Genomic DNA, 25,319 nt, shown 5'->3' with positions numbered 1-25,319 from the left:
AAAGTTACCGAATTGTCAACCAAGTCTGGAGACTTTGAACGTGAGTGAGCAGCAGAGCGAGCCGGTCAGCGGTCAAACCGGCGCCGAAACGGCGGCGAACAGCGGACCCGTGATGGCCGGTGTCGAGGCTCCCCGGCTTGCGCCCGAGCAGGAAGAGACCTCGCCGAAGGCCGACGCGCCCAGGATGGACGCGCCGAAGGTCGAATCCCCGAGCATTGAGCCGCCCAAAGTCGAGCCCCGGATTGACGCCAAGGTTGAACCCAAGGTCGAGCCGACCAACATGGACGTGCCCAAGGTCGAGACCGGCAAGCGTGAGGAGCCGCGTTTCCCGGGCAAGCTGATGATCATGGCGCCCGGTGACCGTACCTGGGACCATGAGGCGACCTCCTCCGGGCCAGGCGCCGAGCAGGCCGCCAAGGCAGCAGGCAAGCCGGTCGGCACGCGCCGGATCGGGGCGATGGCCGCCGTGATTGCGCTGGCGACCGTGGCTGGGGCCATCGGCGGCGCGCTTGCGACCGCAGGCCTTGGCCATCTCGCTACCCCGGCCGTTGCCTCCGCCCAGGATACGGCAGCCAAGGACGCGGCTGCGAAGGAAGCGGCCGACGCTGCGCTCGCCCGGATCGAATCCGAGATTGCCGCGCTGAAGGCCAGTGTGGAGCAGACCGCCAAGGCCGGCCAGGCCCAGTTCAGCAAGGCCAGCGACCGGATCGAGAAGGTCGAGAAGGCCCAGGCCGAGCCGATGAGCAAGCTCGCCAAGCTCAGCGAGACCGTCGACAAGCTCCGCGCCCCGCAGACGGTTGCCGCCGCGACACCGGCCCGCGAGGTCACGGGCTCGGTCACGCCGGCGACTGCCGCAGCACCTGCCGCCCCCAGGCCCGAGGTCGGACGCCTGCCGGTGGTCGACGGCTGGGCGCTGCGCGACGTCGGAAATGGCGGCGCGCTCATTGAGGGGCGTGGCGGCATCTACGAGGTCTATGCCGGCGATCCCGTTCCCGGCCTCGGCCGCGTCGATGCCATCCGCAAGCAGGACGGCCGCTGGGTGGTCGTCACCAGCAAGGGTCTGATCGTTTCGCGTTGATTGCCGAAACGCGACAACACCAAGGCGCTTCACCGCGATGTGAAGCGCCTTTTTTCTTGAATAGGGTTTGCCGCGCGGTGTTAGTGGGGGCATGAGCCGCGTGCTGAGATACCTCCTGGCGATGTCCGTTCTGCTCTGCGGCGTCGTGCCTGCATGTGCCGCCGAGGATCGCGCGCTCGAGCGCGGCGCGGCGGTCATCGATCCCGCGATCCTGCGCGAGCTCGATCACGGCCGCCTCAGTCTTGGCCGGATGATTGCGCCGGAACGTTCCGCCGATACGCCGCTGTCCAACCGCGAGCTGTTCGGGCTGGCCGCGATGGTGCCGGTGCGCGGAGCGCTCGAGCGCGAGTTCGATCGCTATGTCTCAAGTCATCAAGCAAGCCTGCCGAACGAGAGCATCGGTGTCGGCGACGGCTTTGCATTCCAGCTGTTCGATCGCACGCTGCTTGAATCCGCTGATGTTCGCTTCGTGCTGGCCGGCATCGTCAACCGCATGGACCGCGCCTATGTGGCGCCCGACGCTTGCGGCGAGATCCGGCTGATCTATCGGCTGACGCGCACCGATGTGCCGCTGATCGGCGAGAACGCGGTGTCGCAGCGGCTGCCGATGACGCTGAACCTGGTGCTGAAAGCGAAGGGCAATGGCAACGACGCGTCGCTCACCTGCCGTGAGATCGCGCGGCGCTGGCTCGTGGCCGACATTGCGCCGCCGACGATGGAGAAACTGTTCGGCAAGAACGGTCCGCTCGATCTGATCGACGCCCGCAATATCGATCGCGTCGAGACCAATCTGCAGATCGCGCACGCGCCGAAATCCGCGGTGCGCGACTTCCGCACCGACTATCTGCTGAAGGTGTTCGACTATGACGGTGTGGCAAAGCGCTTTGTGGAAGCGCCGCTGGAGAACCAGATCGACCGCGACCGCATTCTCGCCGACGAGGCGCTGAAGCACGACTTCAAGGCATGGCTGCTCGATCCCAGCCATTTTGCCGAGCTCGATCGCGGCACTCTGCTGATCCCCGATCGCTTCCTCGCCACCGGCGCGATCGCGCCAACGCCGATCGGGTTCGACGTCAGCGATCTGCAGCCCGAGTTCGGCATGATGCAGGGCGAGGGCACATCCGGCGACGCAGTGTTTTCGGAAGGGGACGTGGTCGGCGCGTTGCAGAAGGCCGCCGCCGACGGAACGAAGCTGCAGAACATCCAGTCATTGGCCGGCTTCGAGCGGCGTCTCAACGATGTCACCTGCGCAGGCTGCCATCAGACCCGCGGCATTGGCGGCTTCCATTTCCCGGGCGTCGACTGGATGGCGGCGACGCCATCGAACTCCACGGTGGTGCCGGCCTCGCCGCATTTCTTCGGCGACCAGGCGCGCCGCCGCGATATCCTCGCGAGCTTCGGCGACGGCAGGGCGCCGGATTTTTCACGTGGCTTCTCCAACCGGCCGCAACTGCGCGGCAGCGCCGAGCTTGCCGGCACCGAATACAGCGACGGCTGGGGTGCGCATTGCTATCTGCCGGGTGCCAAGCCGGCCGAGACCGATCGCAGTTTCCGCGGCTGGACCTGCGCCGAGGGCCTCGCGTGCCAGGTTGCGGGGAAAACCTCCCGCATGGGAATGTGCTTCGTGAAGGGCCGCTAGCTAGCGTTCTCGGGAACCCACACGCCCGGGCGTCATTATTTGATGCTAGCTTTCCGGTGCCCGACCGTGACCGCACAGCCAGCCCTTGAGCGGAGAACCCGACCGATGAGCGCTCCCGAGCAGGACAAGCAGCGCAACCGCGAGATCGCGGCCAATGAGGCCGAGCGTCAGGCGGTCAGCGCCGTCCGCGTCAGCAGCTGGGCGATCGGGCTCGCGGTTATCATCGGCATCATTGCGGTGGGCTTGGTCTGGGCCTGGATGAAGAGATAATCTCTTAAACGTAGTGTTTCAGGCGCGGACCGGGCAGCAGGTCATAGGCCGATTTCCAGCCGGGCAGCGCGGCGATACGGCCGAGCCAGGCGCTGATACTGGGGTGGCTGGTGGCAAAATCGTAGCCGGTCTCGTCATCAGGATAATGCAGATAGGCCATCATCGAAAAATCCGACACCGTCGGCCGCGCCCCGATCATGAAGGCGTTGTTGCCGACATGCTGGTCGAGGATGCCGAGGAAGTCGTCGAGCCGTGCGCGATAATGCCTGAGAATTTTGGGATCGGCCGACGGCGTGAAGGTGCGCATGAAACGGTAGGTCGCCATGTAGCCGGAGAGCTTCTGGTTATCCCAGAACAGCCAGCGCAACAGCTCGAATTTCTCTGCCGGCGTTTCGGCGCCGAACTTTCCAAAATCCTCGGCGAGCTGCAGCAGGATCGGCGCGGTCTGGGTGCGGCGCTCGCCATCGACCTCGAGCACCGGGATCTCGCCCATTTCGTTGACGGTCGCGCGCCATTGCGCGGTCCGCGTGACGCCGCCGCCGAAATCGGTCCACACCGGCTCGAATGTTTCGCCGCACAGCGTGAGCATTAGCGCGAGCTTGTAGCTGTTGCCGGATTCCGGGAAGTAATGCAGGCGGTAGCGGGGCATTGCATTCTTGCTCCGTCATGCCCGGGCTTGTCCCGGGCATCCACGTCTTCCTTTACCAGCAGAAAGATATGGATGGCCGGGACGAGCCCGGCCATGACAACGTCATGAGCCAACCGCCCCTACGCCACCGCGCCGGACGCGCGCAGTTTCTGGATCGTGGCCTCGTCGTAACCAGCCTGGCGCAGGATCTCGTCGGAGTGCTCGCCGACCTCGGGCGGTTTGCGCGGCTGCACCTTCCTGGCGCCGTCGATGAAGATCGGGCTGTTGACGGTCAGCATGGTGTCGTTCTCGAAGCGCACCAGCACCTCGTTCTCGATCATCTGCTTGTCGTTCGGGATGTCGTCGAGAATGCCGACAACGCCGAACACCAGGCCGTTGCCGTCGAGGATCTTGCGCCATTCGGCGAGGTCCTTGCCGGCGAACACCTTGTCGAAAATCCTGATCAGCTCGACCGAGCGCGCATGGCGGTCCGCCTTGGTGGCGAAGCGTGCATCGGCGACCAGGTCCTCGCGGCCCATGCAGCGCGCCAGCGTCGGCCATTGCCGGTCTTCGTTGAGCAGCGACAGGATCAGCCAGCGGCCGTCCTTGCATTTGTAGTGGTTGGTGACCGCGTTGAGCGCCTCCTCGCGCGGCTTGCGCTTCTTGAACTTGGCGCCGGCGAGCTTGGCCTGCGCCAGCACGCCGTTGGCCCAGACGCCGTTGGCCATCAGATTGGTCGAGACGTGCGAGCCCTTGCCGGTCTTCTCGCGCTGGAACAGCGCCGTGACGATCGCGCCGTAGAACGCCATCGCGCAGGGATGGTCGCCCATGCCCGCGACCGAACGGGCCGGCGTGGTGTCCTCGTCGGCGCGCACCAGATCCATCAGGCCGGAACGGGCCCAATAGGCGTTGGAGTCGAAGCCGGGCTTGTTGGCTTCTTCGCCTTTCTCGCCATAGCCGGTGAAGGAGGCATAGATCAGCCGGTCGTTGAGATGGGCGAGATGGTCGTAGGTGATGCCAAGCTTCTGGCGCACCTGCGGCGGCATGTTGGTGATGAAGACGTCGGCCTCGGCGACGAGCTTGTAGAGCACCTCGCGTGCCTCTGATTTGGTGAGGTCGAGCGCCAGGCTCTTCTTGTTGCGGGCTTCCAGCATCCACGCGAAATTGTGCTCGCTCGCGGGGTAGCCGGGCAGGTTGGGCAGATTGCGGTAGGGGTCGCCGGCGCCGGGCGGCTCGATCTTGATGACGTCGGCGCCGAAGTCGGACAGCACGGTGGCGGCCGCGGGCGCAGCGATGAAGCTCGCGCAGTCCAGGACCTTGAGCCCGTCAAAAATGCCTTTTTCCATCGTGCCGTCGCTCCCGTGGCGATTGTTGGTGTTTTTCCGGTAGCTGGAATTATCGCGCGCGATGATCCCGATCGGACCGCCATTTGACCCATCTCGGGGGCGCGATGCAACCAAGTCATTCCGGGCCTGGCGCTCATGCACCATGCCGGAATGACATGTCGCTTATGGGCTTTACTCCACCCCCGCCATCAGCGCCGCGTTGCCGCCCGCGGCGGCGGTGTTGATCGTGATGGTCTGTTCGGTGGCGAAGCGCGCGAGGTAATGTGGGCCGCCGGCCTTGGGGCCGGTGCCGGAGAGGCCGCTGCCGCCGAACGGCTGCACGCCGACGACCGCACCGATCATGTTGCGGTTGACATAGATGTTGCCGACCTGGAGACGGTCGATCACGTGCTCGATCGTGTCGTCGATGCGCGAATGGATGCCGAGCGTCAGCCCGAAGCCGGTCGCCTCGATCTCGGCCAGCACGTCGCCCAGCCGCTCGGCGCGGTAGCGCACGACATGCAGGATCGGGCCGAACACCTCCTCGCTCAGCTGGCTTGCCGCCGACAGCTCGAAGATATGCGGCGCGACGAAATTGCCGGCCGGCGCCTCGCCGGCAAGATGCACCCGCGCCTGCTGCTTCATCCGTGCGATATGCGCATCGAGCCGCTGCTTGGCCTCGGCATCGATCACCGGTCCGATCTGCGTCGACACATCGGAGGGATCGCCGATCTTCAGTTCGCGTGCGGCGCCCGCGATCATCTCGATCATGCGGTCGGCGACGTCGTCCTGCACGAACAGCAGCCGCAGCGCCGAGCAGCGCTGGCCTGCGGAACGGAACGCCGAGGTCACGACATCGTCGGCGACCTGCTCGGGCAGCGCGGTGGCGTCGACGATCATGGCATTGATGCCGCCGGTTTCGGCGATCAGCGGCACGATCGGGCCGTCCTTGGCGGCGAGCGTGCGGTTGATCGAGCGCGCCACTTCCGTCGAGCCGGTGAAGACGACGCCGGCAATGGCGGGATGGCTGACCAGCGCGGCGCCGGCCGCGCCGTCGCCCTGGATCAGATGCAACGCCGATGCCGGCACGCCGGCCTGATGCAGCAGCGCGACAGCCTCGGCTGCGATGCGCGGGGTCTGCTCGGCCGGCTTTGCGATCACCGCATTGCCTGCCATCAGCGCCGCCGTCACCTGGCCGAGGAAGATCGCGAGCGGGAAATTCCACGGCGAGATCGCGACGAACGCGCCGCGGCCGCGCAGCTCCAGCACATTGCTCTCGCCGGTCGGCCCCGGCATCGTCTCGCCTTTGCCGAACAGCTTTTGGCCGAGCGCTGCATAGTAGCGGCAGAAGTCGATCGCCTCGCGTACCTCGGAGAGTGCGTCATCGAGTGTCTTGCCGCCTTCGCTCTGCAGCAAGGCGAGGAAGTGGGCGCGGCGTTGCTCGAGCAGATCGGCGGCCTTGTCCAGCACGGCCGCACGTTGCGTGGCCGGCGTGCCGTTCCAGGCCTTGAAGCCACGGCGCGCAGCGGTGACGGCGGCAGCCGCCTGTTCGGTTGTTGATGTGCTGACGGCGCGGAGCGCAGTCCTGCGTTCGACGGCAATCGAGGATGCCAACGCGTCGAGCGCCTTTCGTTCGCCGAATTCGATGCCGTGCGAGTTCTCGCGCTCCGGGCGGTAGAGATTGGCCGGCAATGGAATCGCGGAGTGCGAAGCCTTGTTGTCGCTACCTATGATCTCGGCCGGGCGGCGCAGCAGATCCGCGATCGGCACGCGATTGTCGGCGGCCAGTGCCACGAAGGACGAGTTGGCGCCGTTCTCGAGCAAGCGCCGCACCAGATAGGCGAGCAGGTCGCGATGGCTGCCGACCGGCGCATAGGTGCGGTGGGCGATCTCCGGCCTGTCATCGCCGAGCTGCGCGTACAGCGCCTCGCCCATGCCATGTAGTCGCTGGAATTCAAAACTGTTGGGATCGCCGGCGAGTTCGAGAACGGTCGCGACCGTCAGCGCGTTGTGGGTGGCGAATTGCGGGAACAGCCGCGGCCGCAGCGCCAGCAGCTTTCGCGCGCAGGCGACGTAGTTCAGGTCGGTCATCGCCTTGCGGGTGAACACCGGATAGCCGTCGAGCCCGCGTTCCTGTGCGCGCTTGATCTCGGTGTCCCAATAGGCGCCCTTGACCAGGCGCACCATCATCCTGCGGTCCAGCGCATGCGTCAGTGCATCGACGTAGTCGATCACCTTGGCGGCGCGCTTCTGATAGGCCTGGATCGCGAGCCCAAAACCGCTCCAGCCGGCAAGCGACTGGTCGGCGAACGCCGCGGCGATGACGTCGAGCGACAACTCCAGCCGGTCGGCTTCCTCGGCGTCGACGGTGAAATTCAGGTCGTACGCCTTGGCGCGGCGCGCGAGATCGACCAGTTGCGGCACCAGCTCGGTCATCACCCGCGCGCGGCTGACCGCCTCGAAGCGCGGATGCAGTGCGGAGAGCTTGACCGAGATGCCGGGCCGGTCGGGCAGGGCCTGATCGCCGGCCGCCTTGCCGATCGCCTCGATCGCGCGGGCGTAGGATTCGAAATAGCGCTGCGCGTCGTCGGCGGTGCGCGCGCCTTCGCCGAGCATGTCGAAGGAATAGCGCGAGCCGCGCGCCGTGTGCGATTGCGCGCGCGCCAGCGCCGCCTCGATGGTCTCGCCGAGCACGAAATGGCTCCCCATCAGCCGCATCGCCTGCCGCGTCGCGGCGCGCACTGCCGGTGCACCGAGCCGCTTCGTCAGCCGCCCGATCGTGCCCTGCGGGGTCTCGCCGGGCTGGATCACGCGCGCCGATACGCCAAGTGCCCAGGCCGAGGCGTTGACCAGGAACGCGCTCGATCTGGTCTCGTGGTTGATGAAGTCGCCCTGGCCGAGCTTGTCCTCGATGAACTGATCCGCGGTGCGCGCGTCAGGCACCCGCAACAGCGCTTCCGCCAGCACCATCAGCGCCAGCCCCTCCTTGGTCGACAGCGCGAACTCCCGCAGCATGTCCTCAACGCCGCCGAGCGGATCGTCGTTCGCCCGGATCGCCTCGATCAGGCGCGTCGCCGTGCGGTCGATCCGGACCTCCTGGTCGGCGCCGGGCCTCGCGTCCTGGCGCATGCGGGCGGCGATGGCGCTGTCATCGGGTGCGTAGGGCGCGCTGAACGGCGGCGGGAGCGGGTCTGGCATGGCGGTTCCTTGGGGTTACACGCGAATACCTACGCGCAGGTGAACCGTAACTCGATAGACAAATTAGCCAATTTGCCTTAGAAAATCTGGACAAATTAATAAATTGCCGCAAATATGACAGATATCGACAAGATTGACCGCAAAATCCTCTCGATCCTGCAAGGGGATGGCCGGATTGCCAATGTGGAACTGGCTGAACGGATCGGTCTGTCACCGACTTCGGTCGGTGAGCGGCTGAAGCGGCTGCAGCGCGACGGCTTCGTCGAGGGCTACGGCGCGCGGCTCAATCCGCACCGGCTTGGGCTCGGCCTCCTGGTGTTTGTCGAGGTGCTGCTCGATAAGACCACGCCCGATGTCTTCGAGAAGTTCGCCAGGGCGGTCCAGACCGCGCCGGAAGTGCTGGAGTGTCACATGGTAGCCGGCGGCTTCGACTATCTGGTCAAGGCACGCGTCGCCAACATGACCGCCTATCGCAGGTTTCTCGGCGAAACCCTGCTGGCACTGCCGGGCGTGCGCGAGACGCGAACCTATGCGGTGATGGAGGAAGTCAAGCGCGATGCGCCGCTGCCGGTCGGCTGACATGCCGCCGATCTGATCCACAGCCATGCGCAGGAGTATTGGCATCGCTGCGCACCCGCGTTAATCGTCTAGTTGAGTTGGGGCAGTGGTTCATGAAAGACGCCGATCAGCCGATACAAGCGATGCGGGCCGGATTAGCCGGCGCGCTTTCCATGCTCATGCTGTCCTTGCCATCGGCCGCTCCGGCCCGCGCGGCCGAGCTCAGCTCGGGTGTCATGCAGCTCTATACATCGGTCTCGATCTATCCACCGTCCGCCTCGGCGATGACGGTGTGCTACGGCTTCGTCTGCCGGCGCCGCGAGATGCTCGACTTCAGCGCAGCCGACAGAGCGGCCTTGACCAAGATCATGGCCACCGGCCGGGCCAATGCCGCCGCCGAACGCGCAGCCGTGCAAAAGGCCGTGATCTGGTTCGACCGCCGGATGGGACCAATCCTCGGCACCGACAAGCGCGTCGCGAAAGCGGACTTCCGCGCCAACGACGACAAGCACAATTACGATTGCTGGGACACGACGCGTAACACCACCAGCTTGATGCTGGTGATGCAGTCGTGGAACCTGTTCAAGTTCCACACTGTGGGAGATCCCCACTACCGTGGATTTTCGTTGGGGCAAACGCCGCACAACACCGCGGTTCTGCTCGAGCGCGCGACCAAGGTGGAATGGGTTGTCGATCTCTGGCCCCGCGGCTATCTGCAACCGCCTGACGTCATGACCGTCGCTCAGTGGGTTACGGAAGATTGAACGGCAGTGCGCGTTTCGAGGTGTTCCATCCCCGTCGATGGGAGGGTTAGCGACCTGCGTCATCGGGGCTGGAACCAAACGCCAAGATTCGAACAACAAGGTTCCAAAATAAACGTTCAGCGCCCATCACCATAAGAACCAAGTGAGGCGTTAAAACCGGCAGCATTCGGTCAACCCGAGGCTACCACATGCGTTCACATTCGACCTGCATCGATGCCGCTATCGGCGGTGCTCGTTTCCTACTCTTGCCGACGCTTGCACTGTTGCTTTGGCCTGTGCTCGCCGGCCCGGCCCGCGCGGGTGATGTCGAGGATTGCAGCGGGCCGCCGACGGACAAGGCCGAGGCGGCGTGTTCCGGCATCATCAGCGATACCGCACGCTCCACGGAGGATCGCACCAAGGCCTTGACCGGCCGCTCGCGATTCTACATCGCGCGCGGCAAGGTCGATCAGGCCCTCAGCGATGCCGACGCGGCGGTGCAGCTGAACGGCCAATTCGTGCCGGCGCTGATCGCGCGCGGCTACGTCCAGCAGCGCAAGGGCAGCATGGATCAGGCCCGCGCCGATTTCGACCGCGCGATCGAGCTCGAGCCGAAGAACCCGTTCGGCTTCCTGGCGCGCGGCAATCTGCGCGCCGACCAGCACGCCTGGAGCGATGCGATCTCGGATTACGGCCAGGCGATCACGCTGCGGCAGGATCTCCCCGCGGCCCATGTCGGGCGCGCGCGGGCCTATGTCGAATCCGGACAGCCCGATGCGGCGCTGGCCGACGCAAACACCGCGATTGCCGTCAATGCAAGCACGCCGAATGCGTTCTACTGGCGCGGCCAGGCCTATCGCCGCAAGGGCGACTTGGATCACGCGATCGATGATTTCTCGCGCGCGATCGCGCAGGCGCCGCAGTCCGAGCGCAACGCCTACTTCGCGCGCGCCCAGCTCTACAGCGCCAAGGGCGACTATGCCCGCGCCATTGCCGACTTCGACCGGCTGTTGACGGTTCTTCCCGACAACAAGGAGATCCAGCAGCAGCGCCAGCAGGCGGTCGCGATGCAGGCCGAGCTGACCAAGGCAGGTGCCGCCGGCCCTCCGCCCGCCACGCAAGCTCCAGGTACAACGGCGGCGCGGCCAGCCGCGCCGGCCGCGGGTAACCAGCAGATCGAGCAGGCCAAGCAGTTCGTCGCACAGGGCAACTACGCGGGCGCCGTTGCCAATCTCACCCAGGTGCTGGGCGGCGATCCCCGCAACGAGGCTGCGCTGCGGCTGCGCGCACTGGCCTATTCACGGCTCGGCCGGTTGGCCGACGCGCGCAACGATCTCAGCACCCTGCTCAAGCTCAAGCCGAACGATCCCCAGCTGCTGGCATTCCGCGCGCTCAATGCCGCCGGCATGCGGCAGTTCGATGAGGCCGTGGCCGACGCCGGCCGCGCCATCACGCTCGATCAGAACAATTCGCTGGCTTACCTGGCGCGCGGTCTCGTCAAGGCCGGCAGCGGCAAGGTGCAGGACGCGCTCGCCGATTACGATCAGTCGATCTCGCTCAATGCGAAGGAGACGCTCGCGTTCACCGAACGCGGGCTCGCCTATATCGGCCTCAACCAGCTTGACAAGGCGCTGCTGGATTTCGATCAGGCCCTGGCGCTGGCGCCGACCAATCTGATCGCCAAATCGTGGCGCGGCCTTGCGCTGATGCTCAAGGGTCGGGCTGATGAGGGACTGGTCGATATCGACGGCGTGCTGGAGCGAAGTCCGAACAATCCCACGGCGCAGCTCGGCCGCGGGCTCGCGATGCTGACCTCTTCGCAGTACGACCGCGCCATCGCCGCCTTCGACCAGATCGTCACGCAGGCGCCCAACGATGCCTTCCCGCACGTGCTGCGCGCGCGGGCCTATCTCGGCCTGAAGAAGCCGGATGACGCGATGAAGGATCTCAACTTCGTGCTCGCTGCGCGGCCCGATTATCAGCCGGCGCTGACATTGCGCGGCATCACCTGGTCGGCACTGCGCAACTACGACAAGGCGGTCGACGATCTCGACCGGGCGATTGCGCAAAGGGAGACGGTGGAGGGCCTGTTCGCCCGCGCCAAGGCGCACGAGGCGCTCAACCATGCCGACAAGGCGACCGAGGACTTCCGCAAGGCAACGCAGCTTGCGCCGTCAAGCGTGTTCGACGTACTGGCGCAGGCCGAGTCGAAGCGCAAGGTCCAGGAGCTGTCGAAGCGGGTGCCGTGCGGCACCGGCCAGGGTGGCACTTGTCTGTGATCGGAATGGCTTAGTCGCGCACCACCGGGCGTTCGACACTGATCACGATGCGCAATTTTGGGTAATGAGCGGCCAACAACAGCGTGCTGTGCGGAGTTCCCGGAGCAAATGATAAAACGTCGGCGCGCTGACGATGGCGGCCGCAGGAAAAATCAATGTTGTTGCGCGCGGACGTGGTGCTCGCCCCGCCGAACGTCACATTGTCTGGTGTTTGGATCGGCCCCCACTCCCGGATGGCGTCCGAGAGTGCGCCGCCCGGTCTGGCGCTGTTGCGCTAGACCTTGAGGTTTTCGGCTGACGTCTTGCCGCGATTTGCAATCTCTTCGTATTCAACTGTCTGGCCTTCGTTGAGGCTCTGAAGACCAGCCTTCTGAACCGCCGAAATATGCACGAAAATGTCCTTGCCGCCCGTTGCGGGCTGGATGAATCCGTAACCCTTGGTCGGGTTGAACCACTTCACTGTACCTTTGGGCATTCCAGTCGTCTCCGCGGAATCAATCGAAAACAGACCACCCGGCCCCCGCACAAACCGGCTTGTCCGTGCTGCACAGGATAGCATTTTGAAAAAAGCTGGGTAGATCAAACGGCGGTGTGTTTCTGACCGGAAACAACCCGCTTTGCGGGGATTTAATGCCGGTTTGCCTGTTTCGTGGTCAATTGATGCGCTGCAAAAACGGGTCGGTTCCGCTGAATTCGGATCGGATCGATGGCCCCGCGCACGGGCTTTCGGCCGGCGTGCGGGGACAGATCGACCGCGTCTCAATAGGTCGCGGAAAGATACTCGACGATCTTGCCGACGTCGGCTTCGCCGATCGGCGCGCCGTAGACCTTGATCATTTTGGTCACTTCGGCCTGCCAAAAGTCCTTCTTGAACTTCTCACCCTGCGGCTGGGTCTTGATGTAGTCCGCCGAGTGGCAGGCGGTGCAGTTGTTCTGCACCACTTCGAGGTTGGGACCCGGCTTGAAGGCCGCGGTCTCCTCGGGGAGTGCGTAGTTGACGGGCGCGGCAATCGCGGCGCCGACCGACAACATGGCGATCGCGGCGAGGGATGGAAGCAGCTTGCTGGTCATGATGCTTCTCCTTACGCCGCGGTGACGCGCACGGTTTCGACGACGTTGCGCAGATAGCCGGCCGGATTCCACAACGGATCCATCGGCTGGGTGTCGCCGGCATTGTTGGTGGCGCGCACTTTCAGATCTGCGGGGCCCGCGGCGAGCTTCACGGGCAGCTTCCATTCGCGGAACGCGTATTTGCCGAGATCCTTGCCGAGCTTGGCCGGCGTCCAGGTCTTGCCGCCGTCGGTCGAGACCGCGACCTCCTTGATGCCCTTGCCGCCGTCGAAGGCGATGCCGCGCAGCATGGTGCGGCCGGCCTTCAGCTTGGCACCGTCGGCAACGTTGGTGATGAACGAGCGCACCGTGAGGCGGTTGATCGGGATCGTCGCCTTCGGCGCGGTGCCGGGCTCGACCGCGTTGTTCGGCGTATCCGGAATCCGGTAGGCGGACTTCATCCAGAAGCCGTCGAACACATTGTCGATCACGGTGATCTCGTTGAGGTGCTTCATCCAATAGGTGCCGTAGTAGCCGGGCACCACGAGGCGGAGCGGGAAGCCGTTGAGGAACGGCAGGTCCTCGCCGTTCATGCCCCAGGCCAGCATCACTTCGCCGTCACGCGCATGGTCGATGTCGAGCGCCTTCACGAAATCGGGCGTCGTGTCCATCACCGGACCATCCATGCCGTTGAAGGTGACCTGCTTGGTGCCGGCCTGCACACCGGCCATGTCGAGCACGGTCTTCAGCGGCACGCCGTGCCAGCGTGCACAGCCCATCGCGCCGTTACCGAGCTGGCCGCCGGCGACGCGCGGATTGAAGAAGCCGCGGCTGTTGCCGGAGCACTGGTTGACGGCGACGAGCTCGGTCGCCTTCAGCTTCCGGATATCCTTCAGCGACAGCTTCAGTGGCTTGTCGACCTTGCCCTTGATCTCGAGCGTGAAGGTGTCGGGGTCGAGATCGTAGGGGACGCCGGCGAGGTGGTAGCGGACGAAGAACGCGTTGTTCGGCGTGAGCGGACCGTCGTTGAAGATCGCAAACGGCGTTTCCAGCTGCGGCGGCCGGCTGGTCAGGCCGATCATCGGGCGCTTCTGCGGGTAGCGCACCAGCGGCCGTTCGCCATTGCCGAAGGGCAGCGTCACGGTGTCGAGGGCGAATGCGCCCCTTGATCCCAGCCCCGTCACCAAAGCGGCCAACCCGGCGCGCTTCATCAAGTCTCGTCGATCGAGCATTCCGCTTCCTCCGAAGCTGTTCTGTCGTGAGCTGGTCATCACCAGCTCATCTTGCCATGCGCGCCTTCGCATCATGGAATGCGCGCGGCGACAAATGTCGCACCTGACAATCCCAAGTCAATTGAGCTTTCGCAGCGTCCACCAGCGCATGATCCGGAAAAGTGTGAAGCGGCTTTCCGAAAAGATCATGCGCGAACAAGGAGCTAAAGCGCGATGACGATCCACCCCAATCTCATCGCGCTTTGGCGTTGCGACGCAACAACGAAAAGCCCCGGTCGCATCAGGCGACCGGGGCATTTCCATCCAAGCAGAAGGTTTCGATCAGTAGCAGACGTTCACGGTGCGATAGCGATAGCCATAGGGCGTCAGCACCAGGCGGGTAGCGTAGCAGCCGGAATCGACGAAGCCGACGGAGATGCCCGGGCCGCCCCAGGAATGATGGTGATACGGATGCCAGAAGAACGGTTTGGCCGAAGCCGAGGTCGGCGCCAGCGCGGCGGCACCAAGGGTTGCGGCAGTAGCGAGAGCAAGCGTGACTTTGCGAAGCATGGTCGTCTCCTTCAGATGCGCGTTGAACTCTGTCGCGGCGCGGTTGCAGTGTTACCCATCGCCAGTCAGTCGCATCCGGCACCGGGCACGTTCGAGCATCTCTGCTGAACGCGGCTTCGGATGTGCGGCAGGTCACACTGGGCTGAAGCGGAGATGAACCGGTCAGGCCGCGACGGCACGCCGGTCGTCGACCAGCGCGGACAGGATGCGCGTCGCCTCGACGGTGCGCACGGTCATCGGCTCGTGGCGGCCGCGGATCGCGACCTCCTGAGCCGGCAGGACATCGTCGGCCAGCCCTGCGGTGACACGCACCTCGTCGGAGATGACCGCCTCGCAAGCCAGCGCCTTCGTCATGTCCTGCAGCCTTGCCGCGACGTTGACGGCATCGCCGAGCGCGGTGAACACCATGTGGTCGCGATAGCCGATATCGCCGACGATCACCTCGCCGCCATGGATGCCGATGCCGAAGCGGATCGGCTCACGCAAATCGTGGCTCAGGAACTGGTTCAGCTCATCGATATTGGCTGCGATCAGCGCCGCCGCGCGTAGCGCCTGGCGGCAGGCCTCGTGCCGGTCGGTGGTGAGCCCGAACAGCGCGAGCATGCCGTCGCCGATGAACTGGTTGGGCCGCCCGCCGGCTTCCAGCACCGCCTGCGACACCGCGCCAAGGAAGCGGTTGACGATGAACACGGTGTCGAACGGCAGCCGCTTCTCGGCGAGCTGCGTTGAGCCACGCATGTCGACGAACATGCTGACGAGATAGCGCTCCTGGCCGACCCGCGTCGGATTGGCGGCGTGTGCGTTCGCCGACATCGTGTGCGGCAGGAATAGCTGGAAGAAGGTCAGGTCGGCGGTCGGCCGTAACTGGCAGGCCAGCCGGATCGACGGATCGTCAGTACCGACCCGGTGCAGCACGAAGGCCTCGCGCGGCGAAGGCTCGGGCAGGGCGGTGTGATCGCCGATGATGCGGATGCGGCAGGTCGAGCAGCGCGCGCGGCCGCCGCAGACGCTGGCATGCGGCACGTTGTAGCGCAGGCTCGCTTCCAGCACGCTCAGTCCTTTCGGCACCCGCAGCGTGCGACCATTGCCGTAGGATAGTGCGATCATGCCGCCGCGCCGTTCGAGCAGGGCACGCGCGCCGCGCGCGAGCAGCACGAGGCCGAGCAGGCCGAGATAGCCGATCGTCAGGTCATCGGTGATCTTCTCGAGCGTGGTTGCCTGGGCCGCCGTGCCGAGCTTTTGCACCGATAGCTCCTCGCGCCGCCAGTCGGGGTCCTGATAGTCGGCCATCGTGGCGCGACCGCCCTGATAGATACCGAGCATGGCCAGCGTCGGGATCAGCACGGCTGCGGCGAGCAGGAACGGCGCGGCGCGTTTGAAGAAAGCGTGTAGCCGCAGCCAGAAATACAGGCCGATGCAGCCATGCACCCAGGCGATCACCAGCACCGCCAGCATCTGCCACAGCCGGTTCGGCGACGAGATGAAGAAGGTGTAGAGTTCCTGCGGGTAGAGCTTTTCGTGCCCGTAGAGGGTCTGGCCGAGCCGCACACCGACGATATGCACGAGGATCAGCATCGGGATGCTCAGGCCGAGCGTGAGCTGCAGCGGCTCGATCGCCTTCCAGTGGAACTCACGGCGCTGAAAAAGCGCCCAGATACCGAGTGCGGTGTGCACGAGGCAGGCGGTGTAGAACACGATGGCGACCGGCAGGAACTGCCAGAACTCGGTGTGGTAGTGCACCCCGATCGCCATGGCCTCGGTCGAGATATTGCCGAGCGCATGGTTGAGGAAATGGCTGATCAGGTAGGCGAACATGATCGCGCCCGTGGCCAGGCGGACCTGCCGCAGGCCGACGCCGCGGGCCATGTCCTGCAGGTGCTCGCGCGAGGGGGAGGCCATGTGATTCATGATTGGCAAGTCTAGTGTTTAATTCCCGTGCTGAACACCACTACGGTCCTGACGAGCCGAGATAGCGGGCACTGCAGCACGTTGACACGCCGTTAAGAGTCGAACAAAAAGCGCGCCGTGACGATAACCCAAGCCGAACCTGGAGCCGATAACATCAGCGTTAAGCCGGCCCGTTCGCATGCGCCGGACTGGCGCGGCGTCATTGCCGTAATCGTCGCCATGACCGCGATGCGGCTGGTCTATGCCCATGCGCTCGATCTGCGCACCGACGAGGCCTATTACTGGACCTGGTCGAAGGAAAACGTGCTGTCGTTCCTGGACCATCCGCCGATGGTCGCCTGGTTCATCCGCTTCGGCACCGCGATCCTCGGCGACACCAATCTTGGGGTCCGCCTCGGCGGCATCGTGGCGATGCTGGCCACCCAGCTCCTGCTCGCCGACATCGTCCGCCGCGTCACGGCCAACAATGTCCGCGCCGTGATGCTGGCGCTGCTGCTGCCGGACGCCGCGCTTTACTACGGGCTCTTGATGGCCAAGGTCGCGCCCGACACCGCGCTGATCCCGTTTTCGGTCGCGATGCTGTGGTCGCTGGTGCGGCTCGCGCAGAGCAATGACGGGCGCTGGTGGCTCGCCGCCGGGCTGTTTGCCGGGCTGTCGCTATTGTCGAAATTCACCGCGATCATGTTCGCGCCGGCGGTGCTCGCCTTTGCGCTGGTGCCGGACTGGCGATGGCGCTGGTTGCGCAGCCCGTACCCCTACCTCGCCGCACTGATCGCGGTCATCGTGTTCTCGCCGGTGCTGATCTGGAATGCAGAGCACGACTGGGCTTCGTTCCGCTTCCAGGCGGTGCGCGCCACGACCGAGCGCGACCTCACGCTCCGCACACTGGGCGAGTTCATCGGTATGCAGTTCGGCCTGGTCGGCTTCGTGCTGCTGCCGGTGACGCTGTTCGGCACGGCGCTGACGGCATGGCGCGGCTATGTCAAGCAGGAGCCGGTTGCGATCCTGCTGGCGACGGCGGTGCTGGTGCCGTTCATCTATTTCCTCTGGAAGTCTTTGACGTTGCGAGTCGGCGACACCTGGCCGATGTTTCTGTGGCCGGCCGGCTTTGCCGCGGTCGCCATCAACGTCACGCGGATGCCGTTCGAGGGGTGGTCGGTCGGGCTCGTCAAATCGACGGTCTCCTGGGCACGGACCGCGATCACGTCGGGCATCGTGTTCGTCGTCTGCGTCTTTCTCTATTACATGTTCGCGCCGTGGAATCTGATCGGCCGTACCGATCCGATCGGCACCGAGGCAGGCTATGATGTGGTGGCAGCGCGCGCCCTGGCGCAGGTGCAGGCCACCGGCGCGACCTGGGTCGCGACCACGGATTACCGGACCTATGCGATGCTGCGCTGGTTGCTGCGCGGGCGGGTGCCCGTCATCGAGATCAATGAGCGCGGCCGCTTCCAGGGCTTTGCCGATCCCGGCATGAGTCAGATCCGCGGTCACACCGGCCTCTATGTCGGGCGCGAACCCGAGAACAACCTGCCGCTGTGGAACGGAACCACCGCGGTGCGTCAGCCGCTGGAGCGCGTGACGCGGAGCTGGCGCGGCATGGCGATGGACACCTATTCACTGGAGAAGATCAGCGGCTGGACACCCGATCTGTCGCCGCCGCCGGACACGACCTTCTTCCGCTGGCGGGTGTTGGCGATACTTCTTCCTTCTCCTCCTGTGGGAGAAGCTGGCGCGCATTTGCGCGCCGGATGAGGGGTATGTTTCCGCGCCAGCGGCGCAACACACTCGACGTCGTCCCTGCGAAAGCAGGGACCCATAACCACCGATGCTGATTATCCTGCGTTGCTGGAACGACGAGCCCCGCTCATAACATCCGCTGCGGCGTATGGGTCCCTGCTTTCGCAGGGACGACAGCTGTGTTTGTCGCGAGTACGACGTGGATGGCGGGCACGATGCAAACGTGCCTTCACCTAGCCCACGCCGCTACTCCTCGTCCTCGCGCTTGCGGATCAGGTCCTTCGCCAGATCGGTGAGCGCCGGGCGCGGCAAGGCGTTGAAGGGGAGCGGGCGGGTCACGTCGATCGCGGCGAGGCCGAGCCGCGCCGTCAACAGGCCGTTGAGCATGCCTTCGCCGAGCCGCTGCGAGAGCTTTGCCGCGATGCCGTGGCCGAGCATCTGCTGGATCAGGCTGTCGCTCGCGGCCATGCCGCCGGTGATCGCCAGATGCGCGATCACTTGGCGCAGCAGGCGGATCATGCCGAGCGCGCCCGGCCGGCCGCCATAGAGCCGCGCCAGCTGGCGGATCATCCGCAAGCTCGCCACGAACACGAACAGCACGTCGATCATCGCGCGCGGGCTGACCGCGGTGACGACGGAGACGCGCTGCGCGGCCGTCGACACCAGCCGCCGCGCCTCCTCGTCGAGCGGCGCCATCAGCTCGCGCTCGGCGAGGCGGATCATGTCGGCGCCGTCGATGATGTCATCGGTGTGGCTTTGCAACGCGCTGCGGGCGCGGGCGAGCTGCGGGGTCTGGTGCGCAAGCTTGAGCAGGTCGGCGACGACAGTCCGGCTTGCGGCCCGGTCGTCGCTGATCAGCACTTCTGCGGCGCGCAGATGCAGCTTCTCGATGGTCGCAAGCCGCGCCAGGCCGACGAGCTCGCGCGTGGTGACGACTGCCAGCGCCACTGCGGCGATGACGGCAAGCGCCAGTCCGAGGACGCCGAGGCCTTCGTTGCGCGCGAACAGATCCTCGACCAGGTTGATGACGCCAAGCCCGGTGCCGAGCACCACGAGGCCTGCGACCGCGCTCCAGAACAGCGTGCCCCAGCGGAAGCCGCGGCGCGCCGGCACCAGCGGCGTATCTGTCGGCACCGGGAGCTGCGCGGGCTCGGCCTCAGGCACGATCTGGATCGTGCCGCGGGTGAGGCGGCCGCTGTCGTCCGGATCCATCACGACCACGCCGGGATCGTCGAGCTTGAACGTCGCCGGCCGCCGCGGGGGCGTCTTCTCGTTCATTGCAGTTTGTCTCCAATCAGGAACTGGAGGGCGCGGTCAAGGCGGATGTGAGGCAGCGCCGGCTCCGCATCGCCATTTCGTTCCAGCTTCGGCGGGCGGAAGCGCAGGAAGCGATAGTCGGCGGCCTCGGCGCCTGAGCCGGAGAGGCCACGGAATCCGCGGTTGAACAGCTCCTCCGGATTGTCGGGCAGGTCGCCCGGGAAGGTCGCAACCTCGGTTTCGCCGTCGAGCCGCTCGCCATTGGCGACCTCGCCCGGCGCCGGCGTGCCGAGGATCGACGGCAGCCGGTCGCGGCCGCGTGCGACCTGCGCCTCGCGCGTGGCACGCACCGCGGCGAGCGCCACCACGTCGATGTCGGCACCGGCATATTCGGCGCGCTCGGCGGCCTTGGCCACGATCCGCTGCAGCACGGCCTCGAGGCGATCGTGGCTCTGGTGGTGCAGATGGTCGGCCTTGGTCGCTGCGAACAGGATGCGGTCGATGCGCGGCCGGAACAGCGTGCTCAGGATTGTGCTGCGGCCGAGCCGGAAGCAGTCCAGGATGCCGGCCAGCGCGGCCTCGAGATCCTGCAGCGCCTCGGGGCCGGCGTTGAATGCCGCAAGCGCATCGGCCAGCACGATCTGACGATCGAGCCGCGCGAAGTGATCGCGGAAGAACGGCCGCACCACGACGTCCTTATAGGCTTCAAAGCGCCGCCGCATCATCGCCCACAGCGAGCCGTCGGGCGCGCTGCCGTCCATAGGCACGTCGAGCGGCGCAAAGGTCAGCGCCGGCGTGTCGGCAAGGTTGCCCGGCATCAGGAAGCGGCCGGGCGGCAGCAGGCTCATCGCGAAGCGCTCGTCGCGGCAGGCACGCAGATAGTCGGTGAACAGTCTTGCCTCGATGAGCGCGGCCTGCTCGTCCTCCTTGGCCTCGGGCTTCAGCGTTGCCAGATGCGCGTGCCACGGCGCCGCGAGTTTTGCGCGCAACGGCTCGCGGGACAATGCGAGACTCTCCGCCGACCATTGCTCGTAGTTCTTGTTGAGGAGCGGCAGGTCGAGCAGCCACTCGCCGGGATAGTCGACGATGTCGAGGGTCAGCGTGCGGTCCGCGCCATTTTGCCGCTGATACTCGATCACGAGCCGGAGCTCTGAGATGTCGGTGGTCGAGCTCGGCCAAGTCCGCTCCTCGACCAATGTACGGACATGGTTCTCATAGGCGAAGCGCGGCACCGCATCGTCAGGCTGCGGTGCGAGATAGGCGCGCGCAATTCGCCCCGAGGCATAGGCCTCGAACACAGGGAAGCGGCCGCCGCGGGTCAGGCCGTGCACCAGCGCGGTGATGAACACGGTCTTGCCGGCGCGCGACAGGCCGGTGACGCCAAGCCGTACCGTCGGGTTGAAAAAACCCTCGCCATAGTCGAGCAGCGCCCGCGCCGAGAGACGCGCTTCCTCGACGATTTCAGAGAAGCTGGGGGGCATGGAGGGCTAACGAAAGACCAAAAGGGGCGGGCGATCACCCGCAAGGTGGCGATTATGGGGCCGAAATCAAGCTTCACATTTCCGGCGCCTTTGCAGGCGAGGGATTGAACGCGCCGCCATATCGGCGATACCCATATTCCATCGGCCCACAGGAAAGCCTGCATGACGATCTTTCGGCTGAAGCAACTCGCCTCAAGCTCGATCCACGCGGCCGGCGCCGCGCTGTGGAACTACGATCGCGCCGAACTGATCGCCGACGGCGTCGTCCACATCGTCGGCATCTGTTTCGGGCTGATCGCCGCCACCGCGCTGATCGTGCTGACCGCGGTCTATGCCGGCCCATTCGACATTGCCGTGGTGTCGGTCTATGTCGCGGGCCTGCTCGCGATGCTGGTGCTGTCGGCGACGTATAATCTCTGGCCGGTGTCGCGCGCCAAATGGGTGCTGCGGCGCTTCGACCACTCCGCGATCTATCTGTTGATCGCCGCGACCTATACGCCGTTTATCGTGGAACTGAAGGACAGTTATTTCGCGATCGCGCTGCTGGTCGGCGTGTGGTGCGTCGCGATCGTCGGGATCTGGCTGAAGCTGCGCTATCCCGGCCGCTTCGACCGGCTCGCGGTCGGGCTTTATCTCGCGATGGGCTGGAGCGGCATCATGCTCTACAACGCCGTCATCAAGGCACTGCCGGCAATGGCGCTCGGCTTCGTGCTGGCGGGCGGCATTCTCTACAGTTTTGGTGTGATCTTCCACGCCTGGCGGCGGCTGCGCTTCCAGAATGCGATCTGGCACGGCTTCGTGCTGCTCGGGGCCGCCTGCCACTATACGGCGGTGTTCGACGTCGTGCTGGCGAGCTGAGCGTCCATCGGCCTTACGCACAGGGGCGGACCGGCTCTCGAAAAGATCATGCGTCGGCAAAAGATGCGCTATCATGATCGCTCCTTGTTTGAGCATGGTCTGTTCTGAAGACCGGTTTTTCCGAATCATGCTCTGAAATCAAGATATCGGGAGGATGGCCATGCAGGTGGCAGGTAAAGTCGTGGTGGTCACCGGCGGTGGCAATGGCATCGGCAAGGCGCTGTGCGAGGCGTTCCACGCCGAGGGTGCATCCAAGGTCGTGGTGGTCGATCTCGATCACGCAGCGGCCGAGAGGGTCGCGGCCTCGGTCGGCGGCGCCGCCTTCAAATGCGACGTCGGGCAGGAGAAGAACATCCTGCACGTGATCGACGAGACCGAGCGCATGTTCGGCCCGATCGCGCTGTTCTGCTCCAATGCCGGCATCGGCGGCGGCTTCGATCCGTTGTCGAAAAATGCCGGCGGAACCTCGGACGAGCCGTGGTCGCGGAGCTGGGCGATCCATGTGATGGCGCATGTCTATGCCGCGCGGCATCTGGTGCCGCGCATGAAGGCACGCGGCGGCGGCTACTTCCTCAACACGATCTCGGCCGCAGGCCTGCTGTCGCAGGTCGGCAGCCCGGCTTATTCGACCACCAAGCATGCCGCGGTCGGCTTTGCGGAAAACCTCGCGATCTCGCACCGCGCCGACAACATCAAGGTCTCGATCCTCTGCCCGCAGGGCGTCGACACCAACATGCTGCGCTCGATCCCGAGGGGGCCGCAATCCGGCGACGGCGATCTCTCCGCGGCGCAGGTCGCGCAGGATGCGCTCAAGGGCATCGAGCAGGAGACCTTCCTGATCCTGCCGCACCCGCAGGTGCTCGGCTATATGCGCAAGAAGACCGAGAACTACGACCGCTGGATCGGCGGCATGGCCAAGATCCAGGCCAAGATGCGGGAGACGCACGGGAAGTGACTCGCGGGGAAGACTGACCGCGCGCGTCGCCGCGGTGTGAGGTGAGCACGCTGGTCAGGCTCCCTCCCCCCTTTGCAAGGGAGGAGGGAACCCTTCCGCCAGTGCCATCCTCACGTGAGGTGGCCTCACTCCTTACCGAGTTGCGCGATGCTGTCGCGCAGATACGCGTCCATCAGATCGGGCGCCGAGGCGCCGAACATCCTGATGCGGCCGGTGTGCAGCAACAGCAAGAGGCCGGTCGCGTGGGCGAAGCAGTCCACCATCACCGTATTCGCCTTCCGCCTGGACGCGCCGAGCGCCTCGGCGGCTTCGGCGATCGGATGCAGCGCGGCCTCCAGCGCGGCGTTCAGCTCGTGGTCGCGGTCGTGGCCGAGCCCGGCCGGCTTCATGCCGCCGCGGAACAGGTAGAAGCCGAGATCGAGATCGCGCGGATGGTCCGCATAATAGCGGAAGAAGCCCATGCCGGCAGCATGCAGCCTCTGCTTGGCGCCGCGCGTCGTCGCGACCGCCGCGCTGACGGCTTCGCCGAGCGAGGCCAGCGATTGCCGAAGCACCTCGGCATAGATCGCCTCTTTGGAATCGAAGTGGAAATACAGCGCCGCCGGGCTGTAGCCGGCCCGCGTCGCGATTGCCCGCAGGCTCGCGCCCTCGAGGCCTTCTTCGGCGAACACGCTGCGCGCCGCGTCGAGGATCAGCTCCCGCTTGTGGCGGCTGACCGCTTCCTTCCTGCTCTCGCGCATCTGCATGGTCCGGCGAATCCGTCCTTGACTCAATTCTAACAGCGTTAGATAATTTAACAGTGTTAGAATAAAAGAGCAAGGGAGAAACGCCATGCTGATGACGGCTGCGGACTACCGGGAATCCCTGCGCCGCTACAGGCCGCGTGTGTTCGTCAATGGCGAGGCCGTGGCGAGTGTTGCCGACGAGCCGTTGCTGGCGCCGGGCGTGGCGGGCGTCGGCGTCACCTACGATTTCGCCCACCGCGCCGAGCATGCGCCGATCATGACTGCGCGGCAGAGCACGTCGGGCAAGACCGTCAACCGCATGCTCCACATCAATGAGAGCTCGCAGGACCTGCTCTACAAGCTCGAGGCGGTGCGGCTGGTGTGCAGGACGTCGGGCTGCGCCCAGCGCTATCTCACCCATGATGCACTGAATGGCCTCTATCAGGCGACCAGGCTGACCGACGATCGGCACGGCACCGACTACAGCCAGCGCTTCCTCGACTATCTGCACGAGGTGCAGGACCAGGATCTGACGCTCGGCGTCGCCATGACCGATGCCAAGGGCGACCGCTCCAAGCGCCCGGGCCTCCAGGCCAATCCTGACGTCTATGTTCACATCAGGGAGCGCCGCCCCGACGGCATCGTGATCCGCGGCACCAAGGCGATCGTCACCGGCGCGCCTTACATGCACGAATTCCTGGTCATGCCGTGCCGCACCCATGTGCCGGATGACAAGGACTTTGCGGTCTGCTGCGCCGTGCCGATCGATGCGCCCGGCGTCACCATCGTCGCGCGGCCGGCCGGCCGGCCCGGCGATGCATCGGCGAAATTCTCGGCGAAGTACGGCCAGTCGGTCGGCGTCGTGATGTTCGACGATGTGTTCGTGCCGCATGACCGCGTTTTCCTCGCCGGAGAGACCGAGGAGGGCGGTTTCCTCACCACGTCCTATGCCACGCATCACCGGCACTCCTGCATCGGTGCGCGCGCCGGCTTCGGCGATCTCCTGATCGGCGCCGGCGCCCTGATGATCGAGGCCAACGGGCTCGATGCCGAGAAGCACGCGCATATCCGCGAGGCGATGGTCGAACTCATCACCATCACCGAGAGCTTCTATGCCTGCGGCGTGGCCTCCTCGGTCTACTGCACCAGAGATCCGGCCGGCTCCGTGATGCCGGATGCGGTGTTTTCGAACATCGGAAAGCTGCTGCTGGCAACCAAGATCTATGACATGCACCGCGTGGCGCATTACGTCTCCGGCGGCTTGATCGTCGCGCTGCCAGGGCCCGACGAGGACCACAATCCCGAGACGCGCGCTTCGCTCGCCGCGGTCATGGGCGGACGCCCCGACATTCCGGCCGAGCAGCGCGCCGAGGTGGCGCGGCTGATCGAGGACCTCACGGTTTCGCACGAAGCCGGCTGGTACTCGGTGATCTCACTGCACGGCGGCGGCTCGCCGGAGGCGATGAAGCGCGAGATCTGGCGCAACTATCCGGTTATGGAGAAGGCCGAGCTGGTCGAGAATTTGCTCGGCCGCGGTCTTGTCGATGAGGGACAGCGGGTGTCGAAGCAGCCCGGACGCTGTTGTGCAACCGGCTGCGAGGTGCCGACGCCGTCAGAGCGGGTGCAGGAGCAGGAGCCAGTGCCTTCGAACTAGAGCAGATGAGCTTGCTTCTAATCGAGCGACGGACTCCGCTTCGCCTCGCCCCGCGTGCGGGGAGAGGTCGGAACGCATCGCTAGATGCGTTCCGGGTGAGGGGGAGTCTCCGCAGACGCAGCTATCACCGTATACGCGGAGACGGCCCCTCACCCCAACCGTCTCCCCGTAAGAACGGGGCGAGGGAGCGCG

The 25,319-nt window shown here is 65.5% G+C and carries 21 protein-coding genes; 10 read left to right on the top strand and 11 right to left on the bottom strand.

Features of this window, described 5'->3' with window-relative positions; genetic code table 11:
- The first annotated feature begins 34 nt into the window (after window positions 1–34).
- From ABIB78_RS32835 to ABIB78_RS32825, 3 genes are all read left to right on the top strand, one after another.
- On the top strand, window positions 35–1,078 hold the full coding sequence (locus tag ABIB78_RS32835; RefSeq protein WP_429032313.1) for a hypothetical protein: 1,044 nt from the start codon (window positions 35–37) through the stop codon (window positions 1,076–1,078).
- Between the two features lie 91 nt (window positions 1,079–1,169).
- Window positions 1,170–2,717: a hypothetical protein gene (locus ABIB78_RS32830; RefSeq protein WP_429032311.1), complete on the top strand. Its 1,548-nt coding sequence runs from the start codon at window positions 1,170–1,172 to the stop codon at window positions 2,715–2,717.
- Window positions 2,718–2,822: 105 nt separating this feature from the next.
- A complete protein-coding gene (locus ABIB78_RS32825) occupies window positions 2,823–2,987 on the top strand; it encodes a hypothetical protein (RefSeq protein WP_429032310.1) in 165 nt (54 codons plus the stop codon).
- A gap of 4 nt (window positions 2,988–2,991) precedes the next feature.
- Here ABIB78_RS32825 and ABIB78_RS32820 read toward each other — a convergent pair whose 3' ends face one another.
- The 3 genes from ABIB78_RS32820 to putA form a co-directional block, all read right to left on the bottom strand.
- Window positions 2,992–3,636: a glutathione S-transferase family protein gene (locus ABIB78_RS32820; RefSeq protein ID WP_429032308.1), complete on the bottom strand. Its 645-nt coding sequence runs from the start codon at window positions 3,634–3,636 to the stop codon at window positions 2,992–2,994.
- 119 nt (window positions 3,637–3,755) lie between these two features.
- Window positions 3,756–4,961, bottom strand: coding sequence for a CaiB/BaiF CoA transferase family protein (locus ABIB78_RS32815; protein WP_429032306.1), 1,206 nt, complete (start codon window positions 4,959–4,961; stop codon window positions 3,756–3,758).
- Between the two features lie 171 nt (window positions 4,962–5,132).
- Window positions 5,133–8,138: a bifunctional proline dehydrogenase/L-glutamate gamma-semialdehyde dehydrogenase PutA gene (gene putA / locus ABIB78_RS32810; protein ID WP_429032304.1), complete on the bottom strand. Its 3,006-nt coding sequence runs from the start codon at window positions 8,136–8,138 to the stop codon at window positions 5,133–5,135.
- Window positions 8,139–8,252: 114 nt separating this feature from the next.
- Here putA and ABIB78_RS32805 point away from each other — a divergent pair, with 114 nt between their 5' ends.
- The 3 genes from ABIB78_RS32805 to ABIB78_RS32795 all read left to right on the top strand — a co-directional run bounded on the left by ABIB78_RS32805 (window position 8,253) and on the right by ABIB78_RS32795 (window position 11,718).
- Window positions 8,253–8,717: an Lrp/AsnC ligand binding domain-containing protein gene (locus tag ABIB78_RS32805; RefSeq protein WP_176529485.1), complete on the top strand. Its 465-nt coding sequence runs from the start codon at window positions 8,253–8,255 to the stop codon at window positions 8,715–8,717.
- Between the two features lie 122 nt (window positions 8,718–8,839).
- On the top strand, window positions 8,840–9,460 hold the full coding sequence (locus tag ABIB78_RS32800) for a hypothetical protein (RefSeq protein ID WP_429032378.1): 621 nt from the start codon (window positions 8,840–8,842) through the stop codon (window positions 9,458–9,460).
- Window positions 9,461–9,648: 188 nt separating this feature from the next.
- Window positions 9,649–11,718: a tetratricopeptide repeat protein gene (locus tag ABIB78_RS32795; RefSeq protein ID WP_429032302.1), complete on the top strand. Its 2,070-nt coding sequence runs from the start codon at window positions 9,649–9,651 to the stop codon at window positions 11,716–11,718.
- Between the two features lie 274 nt (window positions 11,719–11,992).
- Here ABIB78_RS32795 and ABIB78_RS32790 read toward each other — a convergent pair whose 3' ends face one another.
- The 5 genes from ABIB78_RS32790 to ABIB78_RS32770 all read right to left on the bottom strand — a co-directional run bounded on the left by ABIB78_RS32790 (window position 11,993) and on the right by ABIB78_RS32770 (window position 16,457).
- Window positions 11,993–12,193: a cold-shock protein gene (locus ABIB78_RS32790; RefSeq protein WP_029080322.1), complete on the bottom strand. Its 201-nt coding sequence runs from the start codon at window positions 12,191–12,193 to the stop codon at window positions 11,993–11,995.
- Window positions 12,194–12,477: 284 nt separating this feature from the next.
- Window positions 12,478–12,789, bottom strand: a complete 312-nt coding sequence (locus ABIB78_RS32785) for a c-type cytochrome (protein ID WP_429032299.1) — start codon at window positions 12,787–12,789, stop codon at window positions 12,478–12,480.
- Window positions 12,790–12,800: 11 nt separating this feature from the next.
- Window positions 12,801–14,000, bottom strand: a complete 1,200-nt coding sequence (locus ABIB78_RS32780; protein WP_429032297.1) for a molybdopterin-dependent oxidoreductase — start codon at window positions 13,998–14,000, stop codon at window positions 12,801–12,803.
- A 321-nt stretch (window positions 14,001–14,321) separates the two neighbouring features.
- Window positions 14,322–14,549: a hypothetical protein gene (locus ABIB78_RS32775; protein ID WP_429032296.1), complete on the bottom strand. Its 228-nt coding sequence runs from the start codon at window positions 14,547–14,549 to the stop codon at window positions 14,322–14,324.
- A gap of 162 nt (window positions 14,550–14,711) precedes the next feature.
- The gene (locus tag ABIB78_RS32770; protein WP_429032294.1) at window positions 14,712–16,457 is read right to left on the bottom strand and encodes an adenylate/guanylate cyclase domain-containing protein; all 1,746 of its coding nucleotides are present in this window, start codon (window positions 16,455–16,457) and stop codon (window positions 14,712–14,714) included.
- A gap of 219 nt (window positions 16,458–16,676) precedes the next feature.
- Here ABIB78_RS32770 and ABIB78_RS32765 point away from each other — a divergent pair, with 219 nt between their 5' ends.
- On the top strand, window positions 16,677–18,212 hold the full coding sequence (locus ABIB78_RS32765) for a glycosyltransferase family 39 protein (RefSeq protein WP_429032375.1): 1,536 nt from the start codon (window positions 16,677–16,679) through the stop codon (window positions 18,210–18,212).
- Between the two features lie 231 nt (window positions 18,213–18,443).
- On the opposite strand, the gene ABIB78_RS32760 is transcribed toward ABIB78_RS32765, so the two are convergent.
- Together ABIB78_RS32760 and ABIB78_RS32755 are read right to left on the bottom strand one after the other, a co-directional pair.
- Window positions 18,444–19,475, bottom strand: a complete 1,032-nt coding sequence (locus ABIB78_RS32760; RefSeq protein WP_429032291.1) for a YcjF family protein — start codon at window positions 19,473–19,475, stop codon at window positions 18,444–18,446.
- Window positions 19,472–20,935 (bottom strand): YcjX family protein, encoded by a 1,464-nt coding sequence (locus ABIB78_RS32755; protein WP_429032289.1) that lies wholly within the window; start codon window positions 20,933–20,935, stop codon window positions 19,472–19,474. The genes ABIB78_RS32760 and ABIB78_RS32755 overlap by 4 nt, the downstream gene beginning before the upstream one ends.
- Before the next feature lie 162 nt (window positions 20,936–21,097).
- Between ABIB78_RS32755 and trhA the strand changes: the two genes are divergently transcribed.
- The gene (trhA, locus tag ABIB78_RS32750) at window positions 21,098–21,793 is read left to right on the top strand and encodes a PAQR family membrane homeostasis protein TrhA (RefSeq protein ID WP_429032286.1); all 696 of its coding nucleotides are present in this window, start codon (window positions 21,098–21,100) and stop codon (window positions 21,791–21,793) included.
- A gap of 160 nt (window positions 21,794–21,953) precedes the next feature.
- Window positions 21,954–22,748 carry an SDR family oxidoreductase gene (locus tag ABIB78_RS32745; RefSeq protein ID WP_429032283.1) on the top strand — a complete coding sequence of 265 codons (795 nt, stop codon included), beginning with the start codon at window positions 21,954–21,956 and terminating at the stop codon, window positions 22,746–22,748.
- 125 nt (window positions 22,749–22,873) lie between these two features.
- Here ABIB78_RS32745 and ABIB78_RS32740 read toward each other — a convergent pair whose 3' ends face one another.
- A complete protein-coding gene (locus ABIB78_RS32740) occupies window positions 22,874–23,488 on the bottom strand; it encodes a TetR family transcriptional regulator (protein ID WP_429032280.1) in 615 nt (204 codons plus the stop codon).
- 91 nt (window positions 23,489–23,579) lie between these two features.
- Here ABIB78_RS32740 and ABIB78_RS32735 point away from each other — a divergent pair, with 91 nt between their 5' ends.
- Window positions 23,580–25,127 carry a 4-hydroxyphenylacetate 3-hydroxylase family protein gene (locus tag ABIB78_RS32735; protein WP_429032278.1) on the top strand — a complete coding sequence of 516 codons (1,548 nt, stop codon included), beginning with the start codon at window positions 23,580–23,582 and terminating at the stop codon, window positions 25,125–25,127.
- Window positions 25,128–25,319 lie beyond the last annotated feature (192 nt).

Origin of the sequence: Bradyrhizobium sp. I1.14.4, assembly GCF_050435825.1 — a bacterium.
Classification (GTDB): Bacteria; Pseudomonadota; Alphaproteobacteria; order Rhizobiales; family Xanthobacteraceae; genus Bradyrhizobium.
This window is presented reverse-complemented; position numbering and strand designations above follow the sequence as displayed.

Excerpts from the sequence above, each read along its gene's own strand:
- ABIB78_RS32830 (WP_429032311.1), top strand. The coding sequence starts at position 1,170 with ATGAGCCGCGTGCTGAGATACCTCCTGGCGATGTCCGTTCTGCTCTGC.
- ABIB78_RS32825 (WP_429032310.1), top strand. The coding sequence starts at position 2,823 with ATGAGCGCTCCCGAGCAGGACAAGCAGCGCAACCGCGAGATCGCGGCC.
- ABIB78_RS32820 (WP_429032308.1), bottom strand. The coding sequence starts at position 3,636 with ATGCCCCGCTACCGCCTGCATTACTTCCCGGAATCCGGCAACAGCTAC.
- ABIB78_RS32815 (WP_429032306.1), bottom strand. The coding sequence starts at position 4,961 with ATGGAAAAAGGCATTTTTGACGGGCTCAAGGTCCTGGACTGCGCGAGC.
- putA (WP_429032304.1), bottom strand. The coding sequence starts at position 8,138 with ATGCCAGACCCGCTCCCGCCGCCGTTCAGCGCGCCCTACGCACCCGAT.
- ABIB78_RS32805 (WP_176529485.1), top strand. The coding sequence starts at position 8,253 with ATGACAGATATCGACAAGATTGACCGCAAAATCCTCTCGATCCTGCAA.
- ABIB78_RS32800 (WP_429032378.1), top strand. The coding sequence starts at position 8,840 with ATGCGGGCCGGATTAGCCGGCGCGCTTTCCATGCTCATGCTGTCCTTG.
- ABIB78_RS32795 (WP_429032302.1), top strand. The coding sequence starts at position 9,649 with ATGCGTTCACATTCGACCTGCATCGATGCCGCTATCGGCGGTGCTCGT.
- ABIB78_RS32790 (WP_029080322.1), bottom strand. The coding sequence starts at position 12,193 with ATGCCCAAAGGTACAGTGAAGTGGTTCAACCCGACCAAGGGTTACGGA.
- ABIB78_RS32785 (WP_429032299.1), bottom strand. The coding sequence starts at position 12,789 with ATGACCAGCAAGCTGCTTCCATCCCTCGCCGCGATCGCCATGTTGTCG.
- ABIB78_RS32780 (WP_429032297.1), bottom strand. The coding sequence starts at position 14,000 with ATGCTCGATCGACGAGACTTGATGAAGCGCGCCGGGTTGGCCGCTTTG.
- ABIB78_RS32775 (WP_429032296.1), bottom strand. The coding sequence starts at position 14,549 with ATGCTTCGCAAAGTCACGCTTGCTCTCGCTACTGCCGCAACCCTTGGT.
- ABIB78_RS32770 (WP_429032294.1), bottom strand. The coding sequence starts at position 16,457 with ATGAATCACATGGCCTCCCCCTCGCGCGAGCACCTGCAGGACATGGCC.
- ABIB78_RS32765 (WP_429032375.1), top strand. The coding sequence starts at position 16,677 with ATGACCGCGATGCGGCTGGTCTATGCCCATGCGCTCGATCTGCGCACC.
- ABIB78_RS32760 (WP_429032291.1), bottom strand. The coding sequence starts at position 19,475 with ATGAACGAGAAGACGCCCCCGCGGCGGCCGGCGACGTTCAAGCTCGAC.
- ABIB78_RS32755 (WP_429032289.1), bottom strand. The coding sequence starts at position 20,935 with ATGCCCCCCAGCTTCTCTGAAATCGTCGAGGAAGCGCGTCTCTCGGCG.
- trhA (WP_429032286.1), top strand. The coding sequence starts at position 21,098 with ATGACGATCTTTCGGCTGAAGCAACTCGCCTCAAGCTCGATCCACGCG.
- ABIB78_RS32745 (WP_429032283.1), top strand. The coding sequence starts at position 21,954 with ATGCAGGTGGCAGGTAAAGTCGTGGTGGTCACCGGCGGTGGCAATGGC.
- ABIB78_RS32740 (WP_429032280.1), bottom strand. The coding sequence starts at position 23,488 with ATGCGCGAGAGCAGGAAGGAAGCGGTCAGCCGCCACAAGCGGGAGCTG.
- ABIB78_RS32735 (WP_429032278.1), top strand. The coding sequence starts at position 23,580 with ATGCTGATGACGGCTGCGGACTACCGGGAATCCCTGCGCCGCTACAGG.